A 23,136-nucleotide genomic window follows, 5' to 3' on the forward strand; every position below is an offset into this window, starting at 1 on the left:
AAAGGAAGGCCAGTGGCCTCCCTACCCATTAGTGTTCACGTCGCAGGGTCATAATGACTACTGTCAGCACGATCACCGACAGGAACATCAGGCTGGTCAGGATCGTCCCGAAGCCCATCCCGCCATAATCGACCGGCTGCGACAGAAGATCGCCAAAGCTCGCGCCCAGCGGGCGGGTCAGGATATAAACGAGCCAGAAGGCCAAAATCGCATCCAGCCCAAGCATCAGCCAACCGGCAAACAGGCTGAGGATGACCGACCCGAACAGCACCCCGCTGGCCAGATAGCCAAGCGCGAATTGTTCGGCCACCAGATCGCCCGCCGCTGTGCCAAGCGCGAAGGTGAACAGGATCGCCAGCCAGTAGAAGGCTTCGCGCGGCTTGGTATCGACCGCATGGATCGACAGCGTCCCCTCGCGCCGGAACCATGCCCAGAAGGTCAGGCCCAGAAGCCCAGAGAAGGCGATTGTGCAGGTGATCAGGCTGACGCCCAGATTATCGACCAGATTATCGGTCAGAAGCGTGCCCACCACCGAGATCAGCACGACATTTAGCCAATAGGCCCAAGGAATATAGGTCGATCTGGTGAACTGGATCGCCAGGGTGCCGATCAGGATTGCGCTCATCAAAATCGAGGTCGGCGTAAGTCCGAGCCCCAGATTGACATTGAGATAATCGGCCGCCGTCTCGCCCATGGTGACCGCCATCAGCTTGATCAGCCAGAAGGCGGGGGTGATCTCGGGCACCTTATTGGCGGGATTGACGGGCGTTTGGTGCGCGGGTGTGAAGGGCATCGTGGTCATCGGTTCACCATTGCAAGGGCGTGGGCGGAAAAGGCATCGGCGCGGCGGTCGTCATCGGCATTGCAGCGCTCTATGGCGCGGGCTTGCAGATCGCGGATCTGGGCGCTGGCATCGGGAGCAAGGGCGGAGCCCGTCAATGCGGTCGAGAGCTCTTGCAACATGACCTCGCAGGCAATCGGGTGTCCGGTGGCATCGGTCACCGCGATCCCGCCTTGCGTCTGGGTGCCTGTCGCCGCCACCGGCTGCGGATTAGCCAGAGTATCCTGCAGGGAGGCCAGCGCCATGCTGACCGTAACACGGTCGGGGGTTTTGGCACGCAGCGCGGTGAAGGCCGCATCAGCCGCATCGTCAACCGCCGCCCATTCGGCAGGGGCCTGCGGGCGTAAGGTCGGCTCGGCCTTGTCCCATGCGGTTTCCAGATCTGTGATGCGGGTCTCGGCCTTGGCCAGATCGCCACTGGCGGCGATGGTCTGGGTGTCGGCCACGATGGTCGCATAGGGCGACAGATCGCCAAGGCCCGCGGTCTGGGCTGCGGGCGCCGTCAGATAATGCTCGACGCCCGAGAACACGGCGACAGGCGCGGCAATCAGGGCGGTGGCAAGAAGGAGCTGTTTCATGTCAGAGCTTTCCGTTTTCTCGATAGGCTCTGTGTAGGGGGCGGGTTTGGCCCCCGCCTGTCCGGCTTCTTACGAATTTGTAAGGCGTGAAATTCCCCGATTACAGAATGGTAAGATCGCGGTCAGGCTAAGGTCAAACCCCCTCCCCAGATTGAGGTCATGGCAGGCAAGACCGCCTGACCCGAACCGAAAGGACCCAAGATGAAACGTATTCTGACCATGACCCTCGTGCCGCTGACCTTCGTGGGCGGTTTTGCCGGTGCTGTCTGGGCCGCGGGGCCGCAAGCCGCCGATGCGCCCGATACCGCCGAGATCCAGGCTCTTGATCGAAGCGCCATGTCGATCACTCAGGCCATCGGCACGGTGTCGTCGCAGACCTCTGGCAATGTGATGTCCGCCGCGTGGGAGCAGGATGATGCAACAGGCGGCTGGGGCTATGAGGTCGAGATCGCCGGCACTTCCGGTCAGGTCGAGAACTGGTTTGTGAATGCCGCCGACGGTCAGGTGAAGAAGATGGCTGCCGAGGCTGATGACCATGAAAGCGCCGATGGCGAGGAAGAGGATGGCGAGGAGCAGGACGGCTGATCCAGACCCCTGCCGATTTTGCAACCCGGACATCCGCCGATGTCCGGGTTTTTCTTTTAGGGTGGGTGCTTATGCCCATAAGCATCTGCTTACGGGCCGTTAGATCAGCGTCTGTGCAATCGACGGGGCATCTGGCGTGGGGCATGTCCAAGCTATCCGGACTGACCGGAGTTTTTGGAGGACTACCCTGATGACCAAAACGATCCTGCTTGCCACCGCCCTTATCGCAGCGCCCATGTTTGCTTCCGCCATGCCCGCCATCGGCGACCATGTCGGTAACACGCCGGAGACGGCCACCGCCGCGCTGGATGCTGCAGGCTGCACCGTCACGAAATTCGGTGCTGAAGACGGGATGATCGAGGCCAAATGCGATGATGCCAACAAAGCCCATTGGGAAGTCTATATCGACCCGACCTCGGGCGATGTCGTCAAGATCAAGGAAAACGACTGATGCCGCGGCATCGTCCCTTGGCACCCCAGAACCAGAAAAACTTGCACCAGACGGGGGGCGACATCGCGTCGCCCTCGCTCTGGGACCCGCTGGTGCGGCTGACGCACTGGACCGTGGCCGTGGCGGTGATCGTCAACGGGCTGATCAGCGAGCCTGGCAAGACACTGCATGTCTGGATCGGCTGGATCGTTTTGGCAGTTCTGGCGGTCCGGCTGGTCTGGGGGCTCATGGGCCCCCCCGAAGCGCGGTTTACCAGCTTTCCGCCCGACCCGAAGGCCGCCACCGGCCATCTCTGGCAGGTCTTGCGTGGCCAGACACCCCGCGCCCATCCCTCGCATAATCCGGCAGGTGCGATCATGGTCTATGCACTTTGGGGGCTTTTAACGCTGGTGATCGTGACAGGCCTTATCATGACGGGCGCTCAGACGCCGATACAGGTAGCCGCCCAGAATGCCGCCGTTGCGGCGGGCGACTGGTCTGCCCTTGCCAAAGCCTCCTCGGGCGCGGAAACTGCATGGATGGCGGGGCTCAAACACTGGTCCGGTCAGGTGCATGGGCTCGCCGCCAATCTGATCCTGATCCTTTCGCTCGTGCATGTGGCGGGCGTGATCGTGGAGGGGCGTGTGATGAGACGGAACCTGATAAAACCGATGCTGTTTGGATCACGCAAGGAATGAAAGATCTTTCGCCCAAGAACCGGCAGGCTGTGCTGGCGATCGTTATCCTGTTGCAGGGGGTGGCCGTGCTGTTCTTCGCGTCCGATGCCTTGGCCGATGCGGTCTCCGGATCAGCCTTCGTCGAGACGGCGATGGAGCTTTTCGTGGCCGTAATGCTGGTCGTTGGACTGTACATGGGGATCATCCAACTACGGGCGCTAATGGGCGATCTGGCTGAAAAGAACCGCGCGCTGGACATCGCCCGCGGCCATTTCTCGCGGGTGGTCGAGCGGCAGTTTGAGGATTGGGCGCTGACACCTGCCGAACGGGAGGTCGCGCTTTTTGCGCTCAAGGGTCTGGATGCTGCAGAAATTGCCGGCCTGAGAGGGGCGGCCAATGGAACGGTGCGCGCCCAACTGACCCGCATTTACGCCAAAGCTGGCGTCTCCAACCGCGCACAACTCGCGGCCTTCTTTGTCGAGGATCTTCTCACGGAGCCTGTGCCTGACGCTTAGGGGCCCGCTCCGCAAGTCGGATCAGAACCACGCCAAGATTAGTGGTGCTCTATGGAGCTGTAAGAGGCTGCCTGGCCGGCGTATTGTGAGAAGGAGGCCGCTCAAACTTGCATCAGCGTAGAACACATCTCGATCTGGTCCAGTTCCGAATGTCGGCTTCTGTTTCCCTTTGATCGAACGGTGCTCGCTACAGCGAAGTCCGGAGTCTATCCTCGCAGCAAAGACTCGCACAATCGTAACGCAGATCGTACCGTCGCAGCGAACGGCAGGAAAGTCCGCATTGCTGACCTTAGCGTGCCAAGCCTTGCTGCACGATGCCACGGATGGCCGGTTTGGGGAAGCTGCGCTGCAGCAGAGACAGCTTGGCGAAGGTCCGGAGAGGGCCGAACGCGTCGACAGCGTATCGCGGCCCTCGTATCGGGCTGCCGCACCGCCGCATGACCGGTTTGAGCCCGGACTGATTGATGCTGCGCACGAAGTGAATGTCTGTTAACCAAGCTCCTAACAGACTGATTTTTGGAACAGGACCGCATGCACCCAAATATTAAGCGACGTTTTCTGCCAAAGTGGGGAACCACCTACGGCCCCTCAGGAGAGGGCAAATTTCCGGGCCTCTTGATCCTTCATGGCTCCGAAGGCGGTGTTTCAGGATGGTCTCATCGAACGGCTGCAATGCTCGCAGCGGACGGTTTTTTATGCTACCCGCACAGTTACTCAAAAGGCGGCAACGCATGGAATGCAGGCCACATCGAAGACGTAGAACTTACCGAAACCGTCAGTGCTCTTTCAGCTCTTAGAAACTTCGAGGCATGCAACGGGAAAGTTGCCGTTTATGGCGTATCACGCGGAGCAGAACATGCTTTGCTCTTGGCCAGCTTGATGGGCGAGGAAGATATGCTAGGCCAGCCCGATGCCGTGGCGTGCTTGGCCGCTCCGGACGTTATCTGTGGCGCGTTCGATGCGCGCGGTTTTCGAGATAGCGGCGATCCGGGCTGGCAGGCGTGGGACCCGTCTCGGCGCGCTTGGACATGGAACGGATCGTCTGACAAACTCTTACCGTCGGAGCGGATTAAAATAGAGTGCTACGCTCGCCCGCTTTTCCTATCAGTTGGGCTAAAAGATCTGACTTGGTCCCCGGAAATGACAAAAAGACTGCATAAACGAAGAGAAGCCAATGGCTTACCTGTTGAAGCACACTACTATGAGCACGAGGGACATGTTCCCGGGAGTGAAGGTGAGAATCACCACCACGAACTGCTGTTGTCTTTTTTGCAACGATCTTTGGGGCAGTAGCATCACAAGGTCGTCGAAGAGCAGGCGCTGACGTATCCGCGACGAAAGCACACTTTGTCCGCATAGCTACCGTTTGACCGATGCTGCACTTTGTCTGAACGGCGGAATGCAACAGGCTAGTAGACAATTCCAAATCGATTGCTATGAGCGATCGATACATCCCCCGTTGGCGGGCCTTCGCCCCCTGTTCAAGCAATTCAGGACAGCTATGTTGAGAAAATGCACAACGTACTGCACCACCAAATCTCCTCTGACGGCATCGAAGCCCTAGCGCTCTGCTCGGATCGAAGCTTTCCTCGCCACAGCCATGACGAGTTTGGCTTCGGCTATCTTGTCGCGGGTGGTCAGGAAAGCTGGAGCGGGCGCGGGCTGGTTGAGGCCGCATCCGGTGACGTCATCACTGTCAACCCGGCCGAGATCCATGATGGACGCGGCTATCCCGGCGCACCGCGCCACTGGCGGATGCTGTTCCTGACGCCTGCCGCGCTTGCACGCCTCAGTGATCTGGCAGTCGGGGACGTGGAATGGCACAATCCGGTTCTCTCGCACCCAGCGACCCAGGCCGCCGTGGTGCGTGCCTTCGCGGCAGTGGTGGAGGACCGGCCCGATCCTGCGCAGATCGAAGAGGCACTGCTTTTCGCGATCCGCGCTCTACTCGGCGAGCCACCGGAGGTCAGCGGCGGTCCGACCAAGCGGGTGTCGATTGGACCGGTTGCACGAGTGCTCGACCTGATCGCGCAGGACTGGGCGGCGCCTTTGTCGCTGAGCGATTTCGCCGTCGAAGCGAGGATGAGCCGCTATGCCTTTCTGCGCCGCTTCGCCCGCGAGGTCGGCACCACGCCGTATGCCTATCTTACCCAACATCGGGTGAAACGTGCGCGAGAGGGGATCGCCGCGGGCCTTCCGATCGCCGAGGCTGCGCTGGCGGCAGGGTTCGCCGACCAAAGCCACCTCACTCGCGCATTCGCGCGCCAGTTCGGTCTGCCGCCGGGCCGCTTTCGCGCCGCGGTCAAGGCCTGAAGGGCAATATCCTTCAAGCCAGCGCGTGCCACGACGGACTATCCTGCACGCATTCCGGAACTCACGGCGAGGACGCGATGCGCTTTTCCTATTCCTCTCACTTGCAGACGACCTTTCCCACACGCGCGACGGCAGTGATTGCGCTGCACGCGGTCAGCCTTGACGCCGATGTCACGCCGGCAGTCGCGAAATTTCGGCGCGACGCAGCCGCAAGGTTAACCGGCGCAACCGAGGCGGACTTCCCCGAGATCAAGGCCTGGCGCGCCGCCTATGCGGCGATGGGGCTGAAACCCACGAAATATCGCTGCGCCGCCGAGGCGCTCTTGCGGCGGTTCCGCAAGGAGGGGAGCCTGCCTGCAATTCATCCACTCATCGACCTGTGCAACGCCGCCTCGCTCGCCTTTGCCTCGCCCGTGGCGGTCTTCGACCTCGATCAGGTCACCGGCAATCTGACCGTGCAGGCGGCGGGGGGGGCTGAGAGATATCTGGCCTTCTCCGGAGAAACCGAACACCCTGAAGCTGGCGAGGTCATCTTCGTCGACGACGCAGGCGAAGCCCATGCCCGACGCTGGGCAAACCGGCAGAGCCGGATGTCCGCCGTCCGCCCCGCCACGCGCCGCGCGTTGATCGTCGCCGAGGCGCTGCACGACGGGGCGGCCCGCGATCTGCGATGCCTCTCGGACGCGTTGACGGTGGCGCTGCCGCTCGTCGCGACCGTGACACAGAGCTCGGTGCTCGATCGGCCCGATGCCATCTTCGAGCTGTTGCTGGAAGAGGAAGCCTGAGCCATGAACCTCGCCTTTCTTGTGACCTCGCTGATCGTAGTGCTCGTACCGGGCACAGGCGTTCTCTACACCCTCGCCATCGGACTCTCGCAGGGCGTGCGGGCAAGCGCTGCCGCCGCCATAGGTTGTACGTTCGGGATCCTGCCCGCAATGCTCGCCGCGATTTTTGGCCTTGCAGCGCTGTTACAGACCAGCGCAACGGCTTTCGAAATCTTCAAAATTCTCGGCGCCTTTTACCTGCTCTGGATGGCCTGGGCCGTGCTGCGAGAGAAAGGCGCGCTCGAGATCGCGCCGGACCACGGCGCGAAATCCCTGCCGCGCGTGGCGCTCGCAGGGTTCGCGATAAATATCCTCAACCCCAAGCTCGCGATCTTCTTCCTCGCCTTCCTGCCGCAATTCCTGCCCGCCGGGGCCACTGCCCCACTGGCCCGGATGCTCGGGCTCAGCGCGGTCTTCATGGCCATGACCTTCGTCGTCTTCGTGGGCTATGGCGTGCTGGCCGCACAGGTCCGACGCCACGTGGTCGGGCGCCCCGCCGTGACAGCCTGGCTGCGACGCGGCTTTGCCGGGGCATTCGTCCTTCTTGCCGCCCGCCTTGCCCTCGCCCGGACCTGATCTCCAAGCTTTGGCATAATCGAAAGAAAAAGGGCAATGCCCCTGGCACCTTGGCGCTAACCTGGCGTGCTCTGCCTTCGTTTTCCAAGAGGCTGCGGCAGCGCCGGGCCGAAACGAACATCAGGAAGCGATGGTGGAGCGGTCATTTGACTCGGCGGGATGAACGGCAGCTTCGTCCGCATTGCCGACCTTCATCCATCAAGAATACCGCGCGACAAGAGAACCTTCGGCTCGGTCAAGCTGCGACGCAGTGATGGCCAGCCTTGCGGACATTATGAGAGGGACGAAAACGACCTTGTCGCATTTAACGCCTACGAGCTTCAGAGGATCTGAAGCACGTAGGCGAGGTGAAGCTTTGATTGTAATTGCGTGCTAATAAATTTCTGAATTATATGGATAAAGTATTTTTGTCTGGTAAGGATATGCTTTAAATTCGCACTCATATGCTTCAAATTACACACACTAAACGGCGTTAGTGGTGCTTTTCCCCGTTCACCCAGACAGATGCGATGGCGCGGTCGTCGCCCATCATGATGGTGGCGAAAAGGGCTTCCGTGAAGCTGTCCGCGCGGGACATGCGTTGACGGATGGCGGGGGTGGAGGCCAGATCCACCACGATCAGGTCCGCCTCCAGCCCAACAGCGATATTCCCCACACGATCATCGATCTTCAAACTGCGCGCGGAGCCATGGGTCGCCAGCCACCACAGGAATGCCGGATGCAGCGGCGTTCCCCGCAGTTGACCGATCTCGTAGGCTGCAGCCATCGTGCGTAGCATGGAAAAGCTCGACCCGCCGCCCGTGTCGGTCGCAAGACCTACGCGGGTGCGGCCCACCATGCCCGCCATATCGAACAGCCCCGAGCCGATGAAGGTATTCGAGGTCGGGCAATGGGCGATCCCGGCATTCAGCTCGGACAACCTGTCGATCTCGCGCGGCTCCAGATGGATCGCATGGCCATAGAGACCGTTTTCGCCCAATAGCCCAAAGGCCTCGTAAGTGTCGAGATAATCGCGGGCTTGCGGGAAAAGCGATCTGACCCAGGCGATCTCGTCGGTCTGCTCGGAAAGATGGGTCTGCATCAGGCAGTCGGGATGTTCGGCCCATAGATCCCCCAGAGCGCGCAGCTGGTCTGGCGTGGATGTGGGCGAGAACCGCGGGGTGATCACATAAGACAGCCGGTCCACCCCATGCCATTTGCGCAAAAGCGCCTTGCTGTCATCATAGGCCGATTGGGCGCTGTCGCGCAGCCCCTCGGGGGCGTTGCGGTCCATACAGGTCTTGCCGCCCATCGCGCGCAGACCACGCCTTTGTGCCGCCGTGAAAAAAGCGTCGACGCTTGCCGGATGGACGGTACAGAAGCTGCACATGCTTGTCGTGCCATTGGCCAGCGCCAGATCCATATAGGTCTCGGCAATCGTCTTGGCATAGAGCGGATCGGCCAGTCGCATTTCCTCCGGAAAGGTATAGGCGTTGAGCCAGTCGATCAGCCGCTTTCCCCAGCTGGCAATGATCGCGGTTTGCGGAAAATGCACATGGGCGTCGATGAACCCTGCCGAAATCAGTTTGTCCCCGTAGTCGTGCAGGCGCGCCTGCGGCCAGGCGCGCTTCACATCTTCGGCAGGGCCGACTGCCGCGATCCGACCGTCCTTTACAACGACGGCACCTTGGGTCAAATGCTCCATCCCGAACGCCTGATCTGTCATGGGGATGTCACAAAAACGGATCACCTGTCCCAACAGAAGATCGACCATCACCATTCCTTTCCGCTCGCAAAAGACGCACCATCTTAGGCATGAGCGAAAACGGGATACCAGCCTCTTCTGCCCGCCCAGCGGATAGGCTAGTTTGAATACCGAGTTGCGGGCCAATAAAATCCAAGGGGGCCGGATGGCAGAAGATCTGATCGAGGACCAAGAGCGCGAAGAGCAGGATTACCGGCTGGATGGCGAGCTGGTCGAGACGATCCTGCAGGCCGTGGAAGACGAGGACGCAGAGGCGCTCAAACGCCTACTGGAGCCTTTGCACGCCGCAGATATCGCTGACCTTCTCGAACAGATCTCGGGGAATGAACGCCGCGGGATCCTGCGCCTCTGGGGCCGCGAGATCGACGGGGAGATCCTGACCGAGATCGACGAATCGATCCGCGAGGAAGTGCTGTCGAGCCTCGAGCCCGAGGTTCTGGCCGAGGCAGTCCGCGAGCTTGATTCCGATGACGTGGTCGACCTGATCGAGGATCTCGAAGAACCGCAGCAGGAAGCGATTCTCGACATCCTCGATGACCGTGACCGGATCGCGGTCGAGAAATCGCTGACCTATCCCGAATATTCTGCCGGTCGTCTGATGCAGCGCGAGGTGGTCACCGCCCCCGAGCATTGGACCGTGGGCGAGACCATCGACTATCTGCGCTCGTCGGAATGGTTGCCGGACCAGTTCTACCACGTCATTCTGGTGGACCCCGCACATCACCCGCTGGCCAATGTCACGCTGGGGCGCATTCTGTCGGCGCCGCGCGATTCCGGCCTCAGGGATATAGCCGAGGAAGAGTTCCGCACGATCTCCGTCTATCAGGAGGAAGGGGATGTGGCCTATGCCTTCAACCAGTACCACCTGATCTCCTGTCCCGTGGTCGACGAGAATGACCGCCTTGTCGGCGTGATCACCATCGACGACGCCATGTCCGTGCTGGATGAGGAACACGAGGAAGACATCCTGCGTCTGGCGGGTGTGGGGGATGAATCCTCGCTTTCCGACACCGTTCTGGAAACCCTGCGCCAGCGGTTGCCGTGGCTGATGGTGAACCTGCTGACCGCCATTCTGGCCTCGCTGGTGATCTCGGTCTTTGAAGGCACGATCCAGAAAATCGTCGCCTTGGCGGTGCTGATGCCGATTGTCGCTTCAATGGGGGGCAATGCGGGCACGCAGACACTGACCGTGGCCGTGCGGGCGCTGGCAACCAAAAGCCTGACCGATAGCAACGTCTGGCGTGTGGTCAGGCGGGAAACTATTGTGGGGTTGCTCAACGGGCTGGCCTTCGCACTTGTCATGGGGATCGTCGCATGGGTCTGGTTTGACGGGGCCACGCTTGGCGCGGTGATTGCCATTGCGATGGTCATCAATCTGGTGGTGGCGGCGGTTGCCGGCATTCTGGTGCCGCTGGCGCTGGAGAAACTCGGAGCCGACCCTGCACTGGCCTCGGGGACCTTCGTGACGACCGTCACCGATGTCGTGGGGTTTTTCGCCTTTCTGGGCCTTGCGGGGACTATGCTTTTATGAGCTCGGGCGAGGACAAGCAGGCCGCGCGCAAAGCCGCCTTCGCCGCCCGCAAGGCCGCCTTCGCCACGCAGGGGCTGGCGCTGCAGGCCAATGCCCGCCTGAGCGAGGTCCTGCGCCGCTATGCGGGTCAGATCGTGGCGGGATACATGCCGATCCGCACCGAGCTTGACCCCCGCCCTGCCCTGCTGCGCCATGACGGCCCTCTCTGCCTGCCCGTGGTCGAAGCCGAGGCCCGACCGCTGTCCTTCCGACCGTGGTCGGCGGAAGCCGAGATGATCCCCGGCGCATTCGGCGCGGCCATTCCCGCCGCTACGGCGACGGTCTGCCCGCAGGTGGTCGTGGTGCCGCTTCTGGCTTTCGACCGCCGCGGCTTCCGGCTGGGGTATGGCGGCGGGTTTTACGACCGTACCCTTGAGGGCTTGCGCCAGCGCGGCCCCGTCACGGCGATCGGTTTCGCCTTTGCCGCGCAGGAAATGGCGCGGGTTCCCATCGAGACCACCGACCAGCCGCTGGACCTGATGGTGACCGAAACCGGCGTTTTCGGTCCTTTCCCCACCCGCTCCGAGGCGCCGTAACGCCAAAAATCGGGGGAAACGGGTGAAAACATTTGCCCTTTCACGCCCGACCCCCTAAGGCAGGACCCCATGAAAATACTCTTTCTTGGCGATGTAATGGGCCGCGCGGGGCGCACGGCAATCAGCGAGCGTCTTGCGGGTCTGCGCGAGGCGTGGAAGCTGGATTTTGTCGTGGTCAACGGCGAGAACTCCTCGAACGGGATGGGGCTCTCGGCGGATCATGCCAAGCTTTTGCTGAATGCGGGTGCCGATGTGGTGACGCTGGGCGATCATGCCTTCGACCAGAAGGACATGATGCCGTTCATCGCGCAGGAAAAACGGGTGATCCGCCCGCTCAATTTCGCCAAGGATGCCCCCGGTGCAGGAGCGCGGCTGTTTGAGGATCGTCGTGGCCGCAAGATCCTTGTGGCGCAGGTGCTGGGACAGGTCTTCATGAAGCGCCCCTTCGACGACCCCTTCTCCGCTGTCGAAAAGGTGCTGAAATCCTATCCTCTGGGCGGTCAGGCACAGGCGATCTTGCTGGATGTCCATTGCGAGGCGACCTCGGAGAAGATGGCGATGGGGCATTTCTGCGATGGCAAGGCCAGCATGGTTGTGGGCACCCATACCCATGTGCCCACCGCCGATGCCATGATCCTGCCCGCAGGCACCGCCTATCTGACCGATGCGGGTATGTGCGGCGATTACAACTCGGTGATCGGCATGGAAAAAGCCGAGCCCATGCGCCGCTTCATCACCGGCATGGCACGGGACCGATTCACCCCTGCCAAGGGCGAGGCCTCCCTTTCGGGGTTCTTCGTCGAAACCGATGACCGCACGGGGCTGGCCAAACGCTGCCAGCCGGTGCGGGTGGGCGGACGTCTTCCCGAACAGACGCCGATTTGAGCGGATCCGGTTGCCTTTTGCTCCGTTGCGGCGGAAAGGCTCCTGATTTTCAAACTCTGCTTGTGCCGCGTCCCGTGCTGATTAGTATCCGCCCGAAGACGCTTGAAAAATTCTTGGGGTCATGATGATCGATCTGCCGCTTTCCGATACGGTGCGGGCCATTTTGCCGCTACTGATCGTGGTCTGGATGTTCGTCATGTTCATCCGCGAAACGCGCCCGCCCGAGGTGATCGCGATTGCGGGTGCGGCGCTGATGGTCATCTTTGGCTTCGAGCCCGTGAAACAGGCCACCGAAAGCCTGTCAAACTCGGCACCTTGGACCATTGCCTTCATGTTCCTGATCATGGGCGCGCTGGTGCGCACAGGCGCGCTGGATGCGATGACTCGCTATGCCGAGACCCATATCTCGAAGCGCCCCGTCTTCACGGTCGGGCTGATGTTTGCCATCACCGCCGTCGCATCCGGGGTGATGAACAACACCCCCGTCGTGGCGGTGATGATCCCCGTCTTCATTCAGGTGGCGCGCAAACTGGGCAAGTCGCCCTCGAAATTCCTGTTGCCGCTCAGTTACTTCACCGTCATGGGCGGCATGCTGACGCTTCTGGGCACCTCGACAAACATCCTCGTTGACGGGGTCGCGCGGCGCAGCGGACTGGAGCCTTTCGGCGTGCTGGAGATCCTGCCGGTCGGGATCGCGGTGCTTGTGGCAGGCTCGCTCTTCATGGCGCTGACCACCAGATTCCTGCTGCCCGAGCGCCAGTCGATGGCCTTCCTGCTGGGCCAGCGCCCGAAGATGAAATATTTCACCGAGGTGGCCATCCCCGAGGACAGCTCGCTTCTGGGCACGCCGGTTCTGGAGGTGGATGCCTTCAAACGCGAGGGCGTGCGCGTGGTGGATGTGCTGCGCGGCGATGCCTCGCTGCGCCGCGATCTGCCCAATGCCGTTCTGGAACAGGGCGACCGCGTGGTCTTGCGCACCGAGATGACCGAGCTGCTGGGCATGCAGAAAAACCCCGATCTGCGGATGATCGACAAGCTGAGTTCGGTACAGACCGAAACCGTCGAGGTGCTGATTTCGCCCGGTTGCCGGATGATCGGGCGGTCCTTGGGCGAGCTGCGCCTGCGCCGCCGCTACGGGGTCTATGTTCTGGCCGCCCACCGCCGCAACCAGAATATCGGGCGCCAGCTGGATGATCTGGTGGTTGTCGTGGGCGACACGCTGCTTCTGGAAGGCGCGCCGGAAGACATTGCGCGTCTGGCCTCGGATATGGATCTGGTGGATGTCTCCAAGCCCACCGCCAAAGCCTATCGCCGCAGCCATATGCCGCTGGCGATCGGGGCGCTGCTGGGCGTTGTCGGGCTGGCCGCCTTTGACATCGCCCCGATTCTGGTGCTGGCGGGCGTGGCCGTGGCCATCATTCTGGTCAGCAAATGCATTGATGCCGATGAAGCCTTCACCTTTGTCGACGGGCGCCTTCTGGCCATGATCTTCTCGATGCTGATCGTGGGTGACGCGCTTGAGGCTTCGGGATCGGTGAAACTGCTGGTCGATTATATCTCGCCCTGGCTGACCCATCTGCCGCCCTTCGCCACCCTGATGGCGGTGTATTTCATCGGGCTGGTGATGACGGAATTCCTGTCCAACAACGCCGTGGCCGTGATCTATGCCCCGATCGCCATCAGCTTGGCCCATTCTTTGGGCTATGACCCCCGCCCCTTCGCCATCGCGGTAATGTTTTCGGCATCGGTGGCTTTTGCGACGCCGATCGGCTATCAGACCCATATGATGGTCTACGGGCCGGGTGGCTACCGTTTCAACGACTTCCTGCGTCTGGGGATTCCGCTGGATATTGTCACCGGCCTGACCGCTTGCCTGATCATTCCTTTGATCTGGCCGCTTTGATTCACTTCGGGAGAACGTCCCATGAAATATCTGATTGGTCTGGGGCTGGCTCTCGGCCTCGCCGCCTGTGCCCAAACCGGCTGGAAGGCCAACCCGCAAGGCGTCACGCTGCATGGCGAACAGCTTGCGGTAAGCTTTTTCAACGGCGAGGTGTGCCGCGTGACTATGGGTGGCGCGCATTCGGGAACATTGTCCAACTGTTCCAACCCGTTGCACTACGAGGTCCGGATCGAGAGCCACCCGCTTGTGCCCGCAGCCTCGGCGATCTTGCAGACGCAATCCACGGTGGTCCTGTCCAATGGCGCGGGCCGCACCTGGACCTTCCACACCCCCTCGCTGCGCGACACCACAGGCGACAATGTCGACCCGCCAATGGCGCTGCACTAAGCGTTTTCGCGCGGCATCTTGCAGATTGGGCGCTGTCTGTCCTATATCAGCGCCAAATTATATGAACATCTGACGGAGAAGACGGCTCATGGCAGGCCATTCAAAATGGGCAAACATCCAGCACCGTAAAGGCAAGCAGGATGCCATCCGCTCGAAAATGTTTTCGAAGCTTTCGAAAGAGATCACCGTGGCCGCAAAGATGGGCGACCCTGATCCCGAGAAAAACCCGCGTCTGCGTCTGGCGGTAAAAGCGGCCAAGTCGCAATCGATGCCGAAGGACGTGATCGACCGCGCGATCAAGAAATCGCAGGTGGGTGACGGCGATGAATATACCGAGATCCGCTATGAAGGCTACGGCCCCGAGGGGATCGCGGTGATCGTCGAGGCGTTGACCGACAACCTCAACCGCACCGCCTCGAACGTGCGTTCGACCTTCACCAAATGCGGCGGCAATCTCGGCACCAGCGGCTCGGTGAGCTTCATGTTCGACCGCCTCGGCGAGATCATCTATGACGCCTCCGTAGGCGATGCCGATACCGTCATGATGGCGGCCATCGAAGCGGGTGCGGAAGATGTGGAATCCGATGAGGAAGGCCACTGGATCTACTGCCCGATGGAAGATCTGTCCATGGTGACCGACGCGCTGGAAAAGGAACTGGGCGAGGCAAAAGAAGCCAAGCTGATCTGGAAGCCGCAAAACCGCACCGAGGTCAATCTCGAGACCGCGCAGAAGCTGATGAAGCTGATCGACACGCTGGAAGACGATGATGACGTGCAAAACGTCACCGCCAATTTCGATGTGCCGGAAGACGTGGCCGCCCAACTGTAAATGAGGCCCTTCCGCCTGAATTCCAACGGCTACCGGATTGCTTCCGGTAGCCGTTTGTTTTTTGAAGCAGGGAAGACGCGGCATGACGCCTGCCACGCCTCTGTGCCGTTCAGGAACGGGACAGACCCGCGCCACGCCGTGCCCCTGTCGCAGGGCGGGTTCCCAACCAGACGCTGAGCAGCACCACACACGCCCCCGCCCATTGTGCCGCTGACAGCGTTTCCTGCCGCAGCTGCCAACCCAGCAAGACCGCCGTGAGCGGGCTGAGAAAGCCCAGCCCCGTTACCGCCGCAGGCCCCAGGCGTTCGATCCCGCGAAACCAGAAAAAGTAGCTTAGCGCCGCCCCTGCAAGGCTCAACCAGAGAAAGCCCGCAATCGCCCCCGCCCCGAGCGCGGGAAGCGCGGGCTCGGCCAGAAGGGCGAAGGGCAGCAGCAATATCCCCCCGGCCGTCAGTTGCCACGCGGTGAAGGTCAGCGCCGACACGTCGGGGTGCCATTTGCGCGTCAGCACCACCCCCGCGGCCATAGAGACAGCTCCCAGCAAGGCCGCGCCCATTCCGACCGGATCGAAATCCGCCCCCGGCCCCAGCACCAGAAGGCCCACGCCCCCCAATCCTGTCAGCGCGGCAAGAATTCCGCGCTGCGAGAGCGGAACCTGCAGGATAAAGCGGGCCAGAACCAGCACGATCAACGGCTGCACCGCCCCCAATGTGGCGGCCACCCCGCCCGGCAGGCGATAGGCCGCCACAAACAGCGCGCCCCAGAACAGCGCAAAGTTCAACGCCCCCAAGATCAGCAGGCGCCCGAGCCAGCGCCTTGGGGGCCATTGCCGGGTCAGCGCCATCAGCAAAAGCCCCGCAGGCAGCGCTCGCAAGGCGGCATCGGTGAGCGGATAGCCTGCGGGCAAAAGCCCGGTGGTGACAATATAGGTGCTGCCCCAGATCACCGGTGCAAGGGCGGTCAGCAGCATATCGGTCTTGGCGGACATTGGTTTCTCCATCTATCTTGATGTCGAGATAAATGAGAGAAACTTGACGTCAAGATAAAAACCGCCTATCCGCTGTTTTATGGATCAAGTCGACACTATTCTCGCCCAGTGGCACCAAGAGCGCCCCGATCTTGATGTCGGGCCGATGGGGATCTTCGGCAGGCTCAAACGGCTGACCGATCACCTGTCCCAAGAGATGGCACAGCTGTTCAGACAGCATGACCTGACGGCGGCGAGCTTTGATGTTCTGGCAACATTGCGCCGCGCGGGGCCGCCCTATGCGCTGAGCCCTTCGGCATTGATTTCCTGGACGATGGTGACCTCGGGCACGATGACCAACCGGCTGGACCGGCTGGAAGCCGGCGGGCTGATCGAGCGGCGCAGCAACCCCGAGGACGGGCGCGGCTCGGTTGTGGCGCTGACCGATACGGGCTTCCGGCTGATCGATCAGGTGGTGACCGAGCATGTGGCCAACCAGCACCGCCTGATCAACGATCTCCCGCCGCCCCTGCGGGCTGCGATGGACGAGGCGCTGCGCGCATGGCTGGCCCGGATCGATCCCCCCAAAGGCGAGCCCCCCGTCACCCCAGCACCTCCCGCATGACCTCGTAGATCTGCGGGTCCTGCATCTGCGTCACATTGAACCGCATGAAACGGCTGGCCGAATGTGATGGGCTGAACACATTGCCCGGTGCCAGCATCAGGTTTTTCTGCATCGCGCCTTGGGCAAAATCGCCCGTATCGATGCCGTCGGGAAAACGGCACCACAGGTAGAACCCGCCGCGCGGCAGAACCCAAGGGGTGATCCCCAATCCGGCCAGCCGCGATACAGCGGTTTTACGGGCCCCATTCAGGCGGTGATGCAGATCGGCAATATATCTGCGATACCCGCCCCCTGCCAGCACGCTGGACAGCAGCTCTGTGGTCACAGGGCTTGGCCCGCCAAAGCTGGTGGCCACCTGCAAATCGACCAACGCCTCGATCCAGTCCGCGCGCCCCGCGATATAGCCGCAGCGCATCGAGGCCGAAAGCGTCTTGGAAAAGCCGCCAATCCTCAGCACCCGCTCCAGCCCGTCCAGAACGGCAAGGCGCGGTGTCGGGTCGGGATCAAGATCCACAAAGGTGTCGTCCTCGACGATGGTCAGATCATGCGCCGCAGCCAGCCCCAGCACGCGATGGGCCACCGTCGGGGCAAGCGTGGCCCCTGTAGGATTATGCAGCGCGGAATTGGTCAGATACAGGCGCGGCGCATGGGCCAGCGCCGCCTCGAAAGCCACAAGGTCGGGCCCGTCCCGCGTATAGGGCACGCCGAGCACCTCCACCTGATGGGCCCGCAAAAGGGCACGGAAGTTGAAATATCCCGGATCATCCACCAGCACCGTATCCCCCGGACGCAGCAGCAACCGGCAGATCAGGTCCATAGCCTGCGACGCCGATCCCGTCAGCATCAGTTGATCCGGCGTCGCCTGCAGGTTCTCTGCCGCAAATCGGCCCAGCAGGCAGCGCCGTAATGCCGGAGAGCCGCGCGCAGTAGCGTAATTGGTCAGCACCGTCGTCTCGGCCTTGGCAAGCTGGCGCAAGCCCCGCCGCAGCGCCTCATGCGGCATCCAGTCCTCGGGCAACCAGCCACAGCCCGGTTGCAAGCTGCCGGCCCGCGCATCCATCGACTGGCGCGACACCCAGAACGGATCGACAGCGCGCGCCTTGGGCGTTGTGGCCGTGCCCAGCGTCCTCAGTGCGGGCGGGCTTTCGGCCACGTAAAACCCCGCCCCGCGCCGAGCACGGATCACCCCTTCTGCCGCGAGACGGTCATAGGCCTCGACCACGGTTGACGGCGAGACCTTCATCTGTTCGGCAAACCGGCGGATCGAGGGCATACGGTCCCCCGGCCCCAAGGCACGCGCCGCGATCCTGTCGCGCAGGGCCTCGATAAGGCGCTCGGTCTTGGTGCCCGCCATAGGATGCTCCTTCAAACTGTATGCCCCGCTGATCCAGTACAGTTTGACAGAATTGTACTGGACTGTGCCTGTCTATATCGCCGGACAGGCATTACCCAGCCCAAAAGGAGACCAAGCTATGGATCAAAGACTTCGGGGCTGGAACAAAGGGTGGGGCAGCGGCTGTCTGGGCATGCTGATCTTTAGCGGCTCGCTACCGGCCACACGACTGGCCGTGGCGGATTTCTCGCCGCTTTTCCTGACGGCAATCCGTGCGTTGATCGCGGCGGCGCTGGCCCTTGTCTGCCTGACGGTCCTGCGCCAGCAACGCCCTGCGGCACGCGATCTGGTAGGGCTGGCCGTGGTGGCCCTCGGGGTTGTCGTGGGGTTTCCCCTGCTATCGGCCTTGGCGTTGCAATCGATCACCGCTGCCAGATCAGCGGTATTCATCGGGCTTTTACCACTGGCCACCGCGCTTTTTGCCGTGCTGCTGGAAGGCGAGCGCCCGCGCGCCCGTTTCTGGCTGTTTTCGCTGGCAGGGGCGGCAAGCGTGTCCGGCTTTGCCCTGACACATAGCGCAAGCGGTGCCCTGCGCGGCGATCTGCTGATGTGCGCGGCAATCCTGATCTGCGGACTGGGCTATGCCAAGGGGGCAAGCCTGTCGCGCCGTCTGGGCGGCTGGCAGGTCATCTCATGGGCGCTGGTGCTGGCCGCCCCCGTGACGGGCCTGCTGGCCACCGCCACATGGCCTGCCGCCGGATTGCGCGGGGTCTCGCCTGCGGCATGGGCAGGGTTGGGCTATGTGGCCATATTCAGCATGCTGGTGGGGTTTGTCTTCTGGTATCGCGGATTGGCTCTCGGAGGGATTGCCCGCGTCGGGCAGCTACAGCTTCTGCAACCTTTCTTCGGCCTCCTGCTGGCGGCGCTCTTCCTGCGGGAACCGGTTGTCTGGCCGATGCTGGCCTGCACGGGCCTGACCGTGCTCTGCGTCGCCGGTGCCCGCCGCTTTGCCTGAGCGCATGAAAACCGCCTCAGGCGCGGCAGGGCCTTTGGTCACCACTGCCATAAGCAGACAGTGAGGACGCCCGCCCGTTCTGCGCGCATTGCCCCGCCCGGACATCGTTGATACTCTGCCCGTATGACATATTGGCGCCCTGCCCAGACCATCCGCATAAAGGCCCTTGGCCTGCATTGGCGCGAGGGGCGGCTTCTGGCGGCCTGTGTCTTCAACGATGATGGGACGCTAAAGGGGGTGCGCCCGTTGGGGGGCACCGTCGAATTTGGCGAAACCGCCGAGAGCGCGTTGATGCGCGAGTTTCGCGAAGAGCTGGGTGTGACCGCAACAATTATCGGGCCGCCGCTTTTCATGGAAAATCTCTATCACCACGAAGGGATGCAGGGCCACGAGCTGTTGATCCTGTTTCCGGTGGATCTGCCCGTAGAGAGATTGCCCGCAACGGGCGGCTTTACCTTTTACGAAGACTGCGGCACAGCCTGTCACGCCGATTGGTTCGCGCTGGACGGGCTGGATGGCCCGAACCAGCCTTCGCTCTATCCGGCAGGGCTGAAAGCGCGCCTGCAATCCGCCCAGACGCAGGCCGTCTGAAACCGGCCTTCATGCCGAAGGGCGGCCCGCAAGCCGCCCGTAGCTTTTCCTGCCCTCAGCCTGCGGCCACTGTCACGGCCTCGACCACCGCATCCACGCAGGCCTCCAGCACCTTGTCATCCTCGCATTCCGCCATCACGCGGATCAGAGGTTCGGTCCCCGATTTACGGATCAGCAGCCGCCCCTGCCCCGCCAGACGGGATTCGGCCTCGGCAATCACCTTCTGCACCCGAGCGTCATTCAAGGGCTCCTGCCCTGCCTGATAGCGCACATTCTTCAGAAGCTGCGGCACCGTGTCGAACTGGCGCACCAGATCCGAAGCGCGCTTGCCCGTCTCGGCCATCGCCAGCAGGAATTGCAGCCCCGCCATCAGCCCGTCGCCGGTGGTGGCGTAATCGGTCATCACGATATGGCCCGATTGCTCGCCCCCCAAGTTGAAACCACCCGCGCGCATACGTTCGACCACATAGCGGTCGCCCACTTTGGTCCGCTCAAGCCCGATGCCATGCCCTTGCAGGAAACGCTCGAGACCGAGGTTCGACATCACCGTGGCCACCAAGGCCCCGCCGCGCAGAATGCCCTTTTCGGCCCAGCGATGGGCAAAAAGCGCCATGATCTGATCGCCATCGGCCACGCGGCCCGTCTCGTCGATGATCATCACGCGATCGGCGTCCCCATCCAGCGAGATGCCCAGATCGGCGCCATGGGCCACCACCGCTTCGGCGCAGGTCTCGGTATGGGTCGAGCCGACCCTATCGTTGATGTTATAGCCATTGGGCGAGACACCCACGGGGATCACCTCGCAGCCCAGCTCCCACAGCACCTGCGGCGCGGCCTTATAGGCGGCGCCATTCGCGCAATCGACCACAACCTTCAGCCCCGACATACGGTCGCGCGCAGGAAAGGTCGTCTTGGCATATTCGACATAGCGCCCAAGACCGTCGTCGATGCGCTTGGCACGACCGATATTATCGGGCACCGCCAGACGGATCTCGCCCTCCAGCATGGCCTCGATCTCCATCTCGGCCTCATCGGACAGTTTGAACCCGTCCGGCCCGAAGAATTTGATCCCGTTATCCTTGGCGGGGTTATGGCTGGCCGAGATCATGATCCCCAGATCGGCGCGCATGGACCGCGTCAGATAGCCCACAGCCGGCGTCGGCACCGGCCCCAGCAGAAGCACATTCATCCCCGTCGAGGTCAGACCGGCCGTCAGCGCGTTTTCAAACATATAGCCCGACAGGCGGGTGTCCTTGCCGATGACCACGCGATGGCCATTGGTGCCTGCACGGCGGAAATAGCGCCCCGCCGCCGCCCCCAGACGCAAAGCCATCTCGGCGGTCATATGGCCCTGATTGGCCTCGCCACGCACGCCATCGGTGCCAAAAAGTTTTCTACTCATTTCTCTTCCTCCCAGCCCAGGGTCAGGGCCGCCCAGAGGTTTACCCCCTGTTTGATTTCCGCCACATCATGCACGCGGTGGATCTGCACGCCCTGCGCGATGCCCGCAAGGGTCACAGCCAGAGTACCGGGCATGCGGTCTTTGGCGGCATCGACCCCCGCGATGGTGCCGATGAAGCGCTTGCGCGAGACGCCCAGCAGGATCGGGCAGCCAAGGCTGTGGAACAGCGACAGCCCGCGCAGAAGTGTCAGATTATGTTCGACCGTCTTGCCAAAGCCGATCCCCACATCCGAGATGATCGCCGCGCGGTCGATCCCCTCGGCCTCGGCCAGCGCAATTCGTTCTTCGAGGTGGTCATAGACATCCAGCAGCACGTCATCATATTCGGGCTTGTCCTGCATGGTCTCGGGGTCGCCTTGGGCATGCATCAGACAGATCGGCAGGCCCGACACCATCGCCAGTTCCGCCATGCCCGGATCATATTCCATCGCCGAGACATCGTTGATCATATCGGCGCCCGCCTCGACCGCCGCATCCGCCACCAGCGCCTTGCGGGTATCGATCGAGATCGGCAGGTCGAACATATCGCGCAGCTCCTGAATCAGCGGCACGGTGCGCTCGATCTCTTCGTCCTCGGGCACGGTCTCGGCGCCCGGACGGGTGCTTTCGCCGCCGATGTCAAAGATATCGACACCCTCTTCGACCATCGCTTCGGCACGTTCCATCGCCGCATGCATATCGAAATAATCGCCGCCATCCGAGAAACTGTCGGGCGTGGCATTCAGGATGCCCATCACCCGCGGCACCTCGAGGTTCATCGACCCGATCATCCGGCGCTTGGCGGTCAGCCGTTCCAGCACCTCTTCGGGGCAATGCTGCGCGGGGATCACCTCGGGCGGCAGGCCACGGCGCAGAACCTCGACTTCATCAAACCAGCACCAGCCACCGGCAAGCCGGAGGGCGGTGTCGGGGCGGGCAAGATCCGTGCGCGGGATCGGGCGATAATAGAGCTTTTCCATAGCCTCCATTCACCGCATGTGCCGCGATTTGGCAAGCCGTCTTTGCGCGGCGCTCAGGCGTGGGTCAGAACCTTCACGCGGGAACCTGCCGGCGCTGCAATATTTCCGTGAAGTTCCAACCGCTCGGCCACCAGCTGTTCGGCCAGCCAGACGGCAAGCGCCACCGCATCATGCGCAGCCCCCTTGGGCCCGTCCACCGCATCCAGCACAATCTTCGAGGGCGCCCAGACGACCGTCTTGCCGTGTTTCATCGCCCAATCAAGCTCGGTGCGCGACGACACAACCACACAGCGCGCATCGCGCCCCGCCAGAACCCAGGCGTTCTGCTCGATGGCCAGCAGGTCAATCCGGCGCTGGGTGGGCTTTTGCGCCGATTGGGGCGGCGTGGCTTCGGGCAGACCAACCACTAGAACCACAGCCCTTGCCCCCGCCTCCAGCGCATCAAGCCGTGCGGCAAGATCGGGGGCCTGAATGACGTCATTGGACAGATAGGCCAGCACGGGATGCACGGCCTCGCCTTCCGCCTGCACCGGCACCGACGCCCGCGAGCGGACGATTTCCACGCCCAGAGCCCCCGGACCACGGTCAAGCTTCTCGATCCGCACGAAGACCCGCATCGCCTGAGGGGCGGTCAGAATACGCTCGGCCACGCGCTCGGCCAGCGTTTCCAGCAGGTTCAGACGCTCGGCGGCAAGCTCGGCGGCCACGGCCTCGGTGATCCGGTCGTAAGACAGGATGCGGTCCACATCATCCTCCAGCGGCGCCGTCACCGGCCGCACCTCGACCACGATGTTGAACTGCAGCCGCTGACCATGCCCGCGCTCCTGCTGGAACGCCCCGATATCGGCTGTCACGATATGGTCGCGCAGGCTGATCCGGTCGCGGGGATCCGCCGGAGCCGAGGCGATAGAACGCTCTTCGGGGTGAGCAAAAGCTTGGGCGATATCGCTGGACATGTCGGTTCTTTCAGGCTGCGGATGGCGCGGAAAAT

25 protein-coding genes are annotated in these 23,136 nt (G+C 62.3%); 17 read left to right on the top strand and 8 right to left on the bottom strand.

Translation table 11 applies throughout. From position 1 onward, the window contains the following. Window positions 1-28 precede the first annotated feature (28 nt). On the bottom strand, window positions 29-802 hold the full coding sequence (locus AC2ISB_RS08920) for a COG4705 family protein (protein ID WP_486574746.1): 774 nt from the start codon (window positions 800-802) through the stop codon (window positions 29-31). After that, a complete protein-coding gene (locus AC2ISB_RS08925; protein WP_486574747.1) occupies window positions 799-1,419 on the bottom strand; it encodes a hypothetical protein in 621 nt (206 codons plus the stop codon). The genes AC2ISB_RS08920 and AC2ISB_RS08925 overlap by 4 nt, the downstream gene beginning before the upstream one ends. A 201-nt stretch (window positions 1,420-1,620) precedes the next feature. On the opposite strand from AC2ISB_RS08925, the gene AC2ISB_RS08930 reads away from it, so the two are divergent. The 8 genes from AC2ISB_RS08930 (at window position 1,621) to AC2ISB_RS08965 (ending at window position 7,339) form a co-directional block, all read left to right on the top strand. Next, entirely contained in the window at window positions 1,621-2,004 is a 384-nt protein-coding gene (locus tag AC2ISB_RS08930; protein ID WP_486574748.1) for a PepSY domain-containing protein, read from the top strand. 190 nt (window positions 2,005-2,194) lie between these two features. Beyond that, the gene (locus AC2ISB_RS08935) at window positions 2,195-2,455 is read left to right on the top strand and encodes a PepSY domain-containing protein (RefSeq protein ID WP_486574749.1); all 261 of its coding nucleotides are present in this window, start codon (window positions 2,195-2,197) and stop codon (window positions 2,453-2,455) included. Then, window positions 2,455-3,132: a cytochrome b/b6 domain-containing protein gene (locus tag AC2ISB_RS08940; RefSeq protein ID WP_486574750.1), complete on the top strand. Its 678-nt coding sequence runs from the start codon at window positions 2,455-2,457 to the stop codon at window positions 3,130-3,132. Before AC2ISB_RS08935 ends, AC2ISB_RS08940 begins: the two co-directional genes overlap by 1 nt. Beyond that, window positions 3,129-3,626, top strand: a complete 498-nt coding sequence (locus AC2ISB_RS08945) for a helix-turn-helix transcriptional regulator (RefSeq protein ID WP_330646859.1) — start codon at window positions 3,129-3,131, stop codon at window positions 3,624-3,626. Before AC2ISB_RS08940 ends, AC2ISB_RS08945 begins: the two co-directional genes overlap by 4 nt. A 516-nt stretch (window positions 3,627-4,142) precedes the next feature. After that, complete coding sequence (locus AC2ISB_RS08950; protein ID WP_486574751.1) at window positions 4,143-4,919, top strand: alpha/beta hydrolase family protein; 777 nt, start codon at window positions 4,143-4,145, stop codon at window positions 4,917-4,919. Window positions 4,920-5,138: 219 nt separating this feature from the next. Then, window positions 5,139-5,939, top strand: coding sequence for a helix-turn-helix domain-containing protein (locus AC2ISB_RS08955; RefSeq protein ID WP_486574752.1), 801 nt, complete (start codon window positions 5,139-5,141; stop codon window positions 5,937-5,939). Between the two features lie 77 nt (window positions 5,940-6,016). Then, on the top strand, window positions 6,017-6,724 hold the full coding sequence (locus AC2ISB_RS08960) for a B3/B4 domain-containing protein (RefSeq protein ID WP_486574753.1): 708 nt from the start codon (window positions 6,017-6,019) through the stop codon (window positions 6,722-6,724). 3 nt (window positions 6,725-6,727) lie between these two features. Next, entirely contained in the window at window positions 6,728-7,339 is a 612-nt protein-coding gene (locus tag AC2ISB_RS08965; protein ID WP_486574754.1) for a LysE family translocator, read from the top strand. Window positions 7,340-7,811: 472 nt separating this feature from the next. Here AC2ISB_RS08965 and guaD read toward each other — a convergent pair whose 3' ends face one another. After that, complete coding sequence (gene guaD, locus AC2ISB_RS08970) at window positions 7,812-9,092, bottom strand: guanine deaminase (RefSeq protein ID WP_486574755.1); 1,281 nt, start codon at window positions 9,090-9,092, stop codon at window positions 7,812-7,814. A gap of 136 nt (window positions 9,093-9,228) precedes the next feature. On the opposite strand from guaD, the gene mgtE reads away from it, so the two are divergent. From mgtE to AC2ISB_RS09000, 6 genes are all read left to right on the top strand, one after another. Further along, window positions 9,229-10,614, top strand: a complete 1,386-nt coding sequence (gene mgtE, locus AC2ISB_RS08975; RefSeq protein WP_339107877.1) for a magnesium transporter — start codon at window positions 9,229-9,231, stop codon at window positions 10,612-10,614. After that, complete coding sequence (locus AC2ISB_RS08980) at window positions 10,611-11,189, top strand: 5-formyltetrahydrofolate cyclo-ligase (RefSeq protein ID WP_486574756.1); 579 nt, start codon at window positions 10,611-10,613, stop codon at window positions 11,187-11,189. Before mgtE ends, AC2ISB_RS08980 begins: the two co-directional genes overlap by 4 nt. Before the next feature lie 69 nt (window positions 11,190-11,258). Further along, window positions 11,259-12,074: a TIGR00282 family metallophosphoesterase gene (locus AC2ISB_RS08985; protein ID WP_339107879.1), complete on the top strand. Its 816-nt coding sequence runs from the start codon at window positions 11,259-11,261 to the stop codon at window positions 12,072-12,074. A 124-nt stretch (window positions 12,075-12,198) separates the two neighbouring features. Further along, complete coding sequence (locus AC2ISB_RS08990; RefSeq protein WP_339109532.1) at window positions 12,199-13,977, top strand: SLC13 family permease; 1,779 nt, start codon at window positions 12,199-12,201, stop codon at window positions 13,975-13,977. Between the two features lie 21 nt (window positions 13,978-13,998). Continuing rightward, on the top strand, window positions 13,999-14,364 hold the full coding sequence (locus AC2ISB_RS08995) for a hypothetical protein (protein WP_339107880.1): 366 nt from the start codon (window positions 13,999-14,001) through the stop codon (window positions 14,362-14,364). An 88-nt stretch (window positions 14,365-14,452) separates the two neighbouring features. Next, complete coding sequence (locus AC2ISB_RS09000; RefSeq protein ID WP_486574757.1) at window positions 14,453-15,193, top strand: YebC/PmpR family DNA-binding transcriptional regulator; 741 nt, start codon at window positions 14,453-14,455, stop codon at window positions 15,191-15,193. A gap of 109 nt (window positions 15,194-15,302) precedes the next feature. Here AC2ISB_RS09000 and AC2ISB_RS09005 read toward each other — a convergent pair whose 3' ends face one another. Then, window positions 15,303-16,181 (bottom strand): EamA family transporter, encoded by an 879-nt coding sequence (locus AC2ISB_RS09005; RefSeq protein ID WP_486574758.1) that lies wholly within the window; start codon window positions 16,179-16,181, stop codon window positions 15,303-15,305. Between the two features lie 79 nt (window positions 16,182-16,260). Here AC2ISB_RS09005 and AC2ISB_RS09010 point away from each other — a divergent pair, with 79 nt between their 5' ends. Beyond that, a complete protein-coding gene (locus AC2ISB_RS09010; RefSeq protein WP_339107883.1) occupies window positions 16,261-16,785 on the top strand; it encodes a MarR family winged helix-turn-helix transcriptional regulator in 525 nt (174 codons plus the stop codon). Here AC2ISB_RS09010 and AC2ISB_RS09015 read toward each other — a convergent pair. Further along, on the bottom strand, window positions 16,763-18,139 hold the full coding sequence (locus AC2ISB_RS09015) for an aminotransferase-like domain-containing protein (RefSeq protein ID WP_486574759.1): 1,377 nt from the start codon (window positions 18,137-18,139) through the stop codon (window positions 16,763-16,765). The genes AC2ISB_RS09010 and AC2ISB_RS09015 overlap by 23 nt on opposite strands. A gap of 118 nt (window positions 18,140-18,257) precedes the next feature. Between AC2ISB_RS09015 and AC2ISB_RS09020 the strand changes: the two genes are divergently transcribed. Further along, window positions 18,258-19,133 carry a DMT family transporter gene (locus AC2ISB_RS09020; protein WP_486574760.1) on the top strand — a complete coding sequence of 292 codons (876 nt, stop codon included), beginning with the start codon at window positions 18,258-18,260 and terminating at the stop codon, window positions 19,131-19,133. A gap of 123 nt (window positions 19,134-19,256) precedes the next feature. Next, the gene (locus tag AC2ISB_RS09025) at window positions 19,257-19,724 is read left to right on the top strand and encodes an NUDIX hydrolase (protein WP_486574761.1); all 468 of its coding nucleotides are present in this window, start codon (window positions 19,257-19,259) and stop codon (window positions 19,722-19,724) included. Between the two features lie 55 nt (window positions 19,725-19,779). Here AC2ISB_RS09025 and glmM read toward each other — a convergent pair whose 3' ends face one another. From glmM to AC2ISB_RS09040, 3 genes are read right to left on the bottom strand one after another with little or no spacing between them, the layout of a single operon-like run. Next, entirely contained in the window at window positions 19,780-21,126 is a 1,347-nt protein-coding gene (gene glmM, locus AC2ISB_RS09030) for a phosphoglucosamine mutase (protein WP_339107887.1), read from the bottom strand. Then, complete coding sequence (gene folP, locus AC2ISB_RS09035) at window positions 21,123-22,145, bottom strand: dihydropteroate synthase (protein WP_486574762.1); 1,023 nt, start codon at window positions 22,143-22,145, stop codon at window positions 21,123-21,125. The genes glmM and folP overlap by 4 nt, the downstream gene beginning before the upstream one ends. Window positions 22,146-22,198: 53 nt before the next feature. Beyond that, on the bottom strand, window positions 22,199-23,101 hold the full coding sequence (locus tag AC2ISB_RS09040; RefSeq protein ID WP_486574763.1) for a dihydroneopterin aldolase: 903 nt from the start codon (window positions 23,099-23,101) through the stop codon (window positions 22,199-22,201). Window positions 23,102-23,136 lie beyond the last annotated feature (35 nt).

It is taken from the genome of Thioclava sp. NS-SX20 (genome assembly GCF_057380695.1).

Coding starts and splice junctions, on each gene's coding strand:
- AC2ISB_RS09040 (WP_486574763.1), bottom strand. CDS start 23,101: ATGTCCAGCGATATCGCCCAAGCTTTTGCTCACCCCGAAGAGCGTTCT.
- guaD (WP_486574755.1), bottom strand. CDS start 9,092: ATGGTCGATCTTCTGTTGGGACAGGTGATCCGTTTTTGTGACATCCCC.
- folP (WP_486574762.1), bottom strand. CDS start 22,145: ATGGAAAAGCTCTATTATCGCCCGATCCCGCGCACGGATCTTGCCCGC.
- AC2ISB_RS08960 (WP_486574753.1), top strand. CDS start 6,017: ATGCGCTTTTCCTATTCCTCTCACTTGCAGACGACCTTTCCCACACGC.
- AC2ISB_RS09010 (WP_339107883.1), top strand. CDS start 16,261: ATGGATCAAGTCGACACTATTCTCGCCCAGTGGCACCAAGAGCGCCCC.
- glmM (WP_339107887.1), bottom strand. CDS start 21,126: ATGAGTAGAAAACTTTTTGGCACCGATGGCGTGCGTGGCGAGGCCAAT.
- AC2ISB_RS08920 (WP_486574746.1), bottom strand. CDS start 802: ATGACCACGATGCCCTTCACACCCGCGCACCAAACGCCCGTCAATCCC.
- AC2ISB_RS08955 (WP_486574752.1), top strand. CDS start 5,139: ATGCACAACGTACTGCACCACCAAATCTCCTCTGACGGCATCGAAGCC.
- AC2ISB_RS08985 (WP_339107879.1), top strand. CDS start 11,259: ATGAAAATACTCTTTCTTGGCGATGTAATGGGCCGCGCGGGGCGCACG.
- AC2ISB_RS09020 (WP_486574760.1), top strand. CDS start 18,258: ATGGATCAAAGACTTCGGGGCTGGAACAAAGGGTGGGGCAGCGGCTGT.
- AC2ISB_RS09005 (WP_486574758.1), bottom strand. CDS start 16,181: ATGTCCGCCAAGACCGATATGCTGCTGACCGCCCTTGCACCGGTGATC.
- AC2ISB_RS08930 (WP_486574748.1), top strand. CDS start 1,621: ATGAAACGTATTCTGACCATGACCCTCGTGCCGCTGACCTTCGTGGGC.
- AC2ISB_RS08995 (WP_339107880.1), top strand. CDS start 13,999: ATGAAATATCTGATTGGTCTGGGGCTGGCTCTCGGCCTCGCCGCCTGT.
- AC2ISB_RS09025 (WP_486574761.1), top strand. CDS start 19,257: ATGACATATTGGCGCCCTGCCCAGACCATCCGCATAAAGGCCCTTGGC.
- AC2ISB_RS08980 (WP_486574756.1), top strand. CDS start 10,611: ATGAGCTCGGGCGAGGACAAGCAGGCCGCGCGCAAAGCCGCCTTCGCC.
- AC2ISB_RS08940 (WP_486574750.1), top strand. CDS start 2,455: ATGCCGCGGCATCGTCCCTTGGCACCCCAGAACCAGAAAAACTTGCAC.
- AC2ISB_RS08965 (WP_486574754.1), top strand. CDS start 6,728: ATGAACCTCGCCTTTCTTGTGACCTCGCTGATCGTAGTGCTCGTACCG.
- AC2ISB_RS08945 (WP_330646859.1), top strand. CDS start 3,129: ATGAAAGATCTTTCGCCCAAGAACCGGCAGGCTGTGCTGGCGATCGTT.
- AC2ISB_RS09015 (WP_486574759.1), bottom strand. CDS start 18,139: ATGGCGGGCACCAAGACCGAGCGCCTTATCGAGGCCCTGCGCGACAGG.
- AC2ISB_RS08935 (WP_486574749.1), top strand. CDS start 2,195: ATGACCAAAACGATCCTGCTTGCCACCGCCCTTATCGCAGCGCCCATG.
- AC2ISB_RS08990 (WP_339109532.1), top strand. CDS start 12,199: ATGATCGATCTGCCGCTTTCCGATACGGTGCGGGCCATTTTGCCGCTA.
- mgtE (WP_339107877.1), top strand. CDS start 9,229: ATGGCAGAAGATCTGATCGAGGACCAAGAGCGCGAAGAGCAGGATTAC.
- AC2ISB_RS08925 (WP_486574747.1), bottom strand. CDS start 1,419: ATGAAACAGCTCCTTCTTGCCACCGCCCTGATTGCCGCGCCTGTCGCC.
- AC2ISB_RS09000 (WP_486574757.1), top strand. CDS start 14,453: ATGGCAGGCCATTCAAAATGGGCAAACATCCAGCACCGTAAAGGCAAG.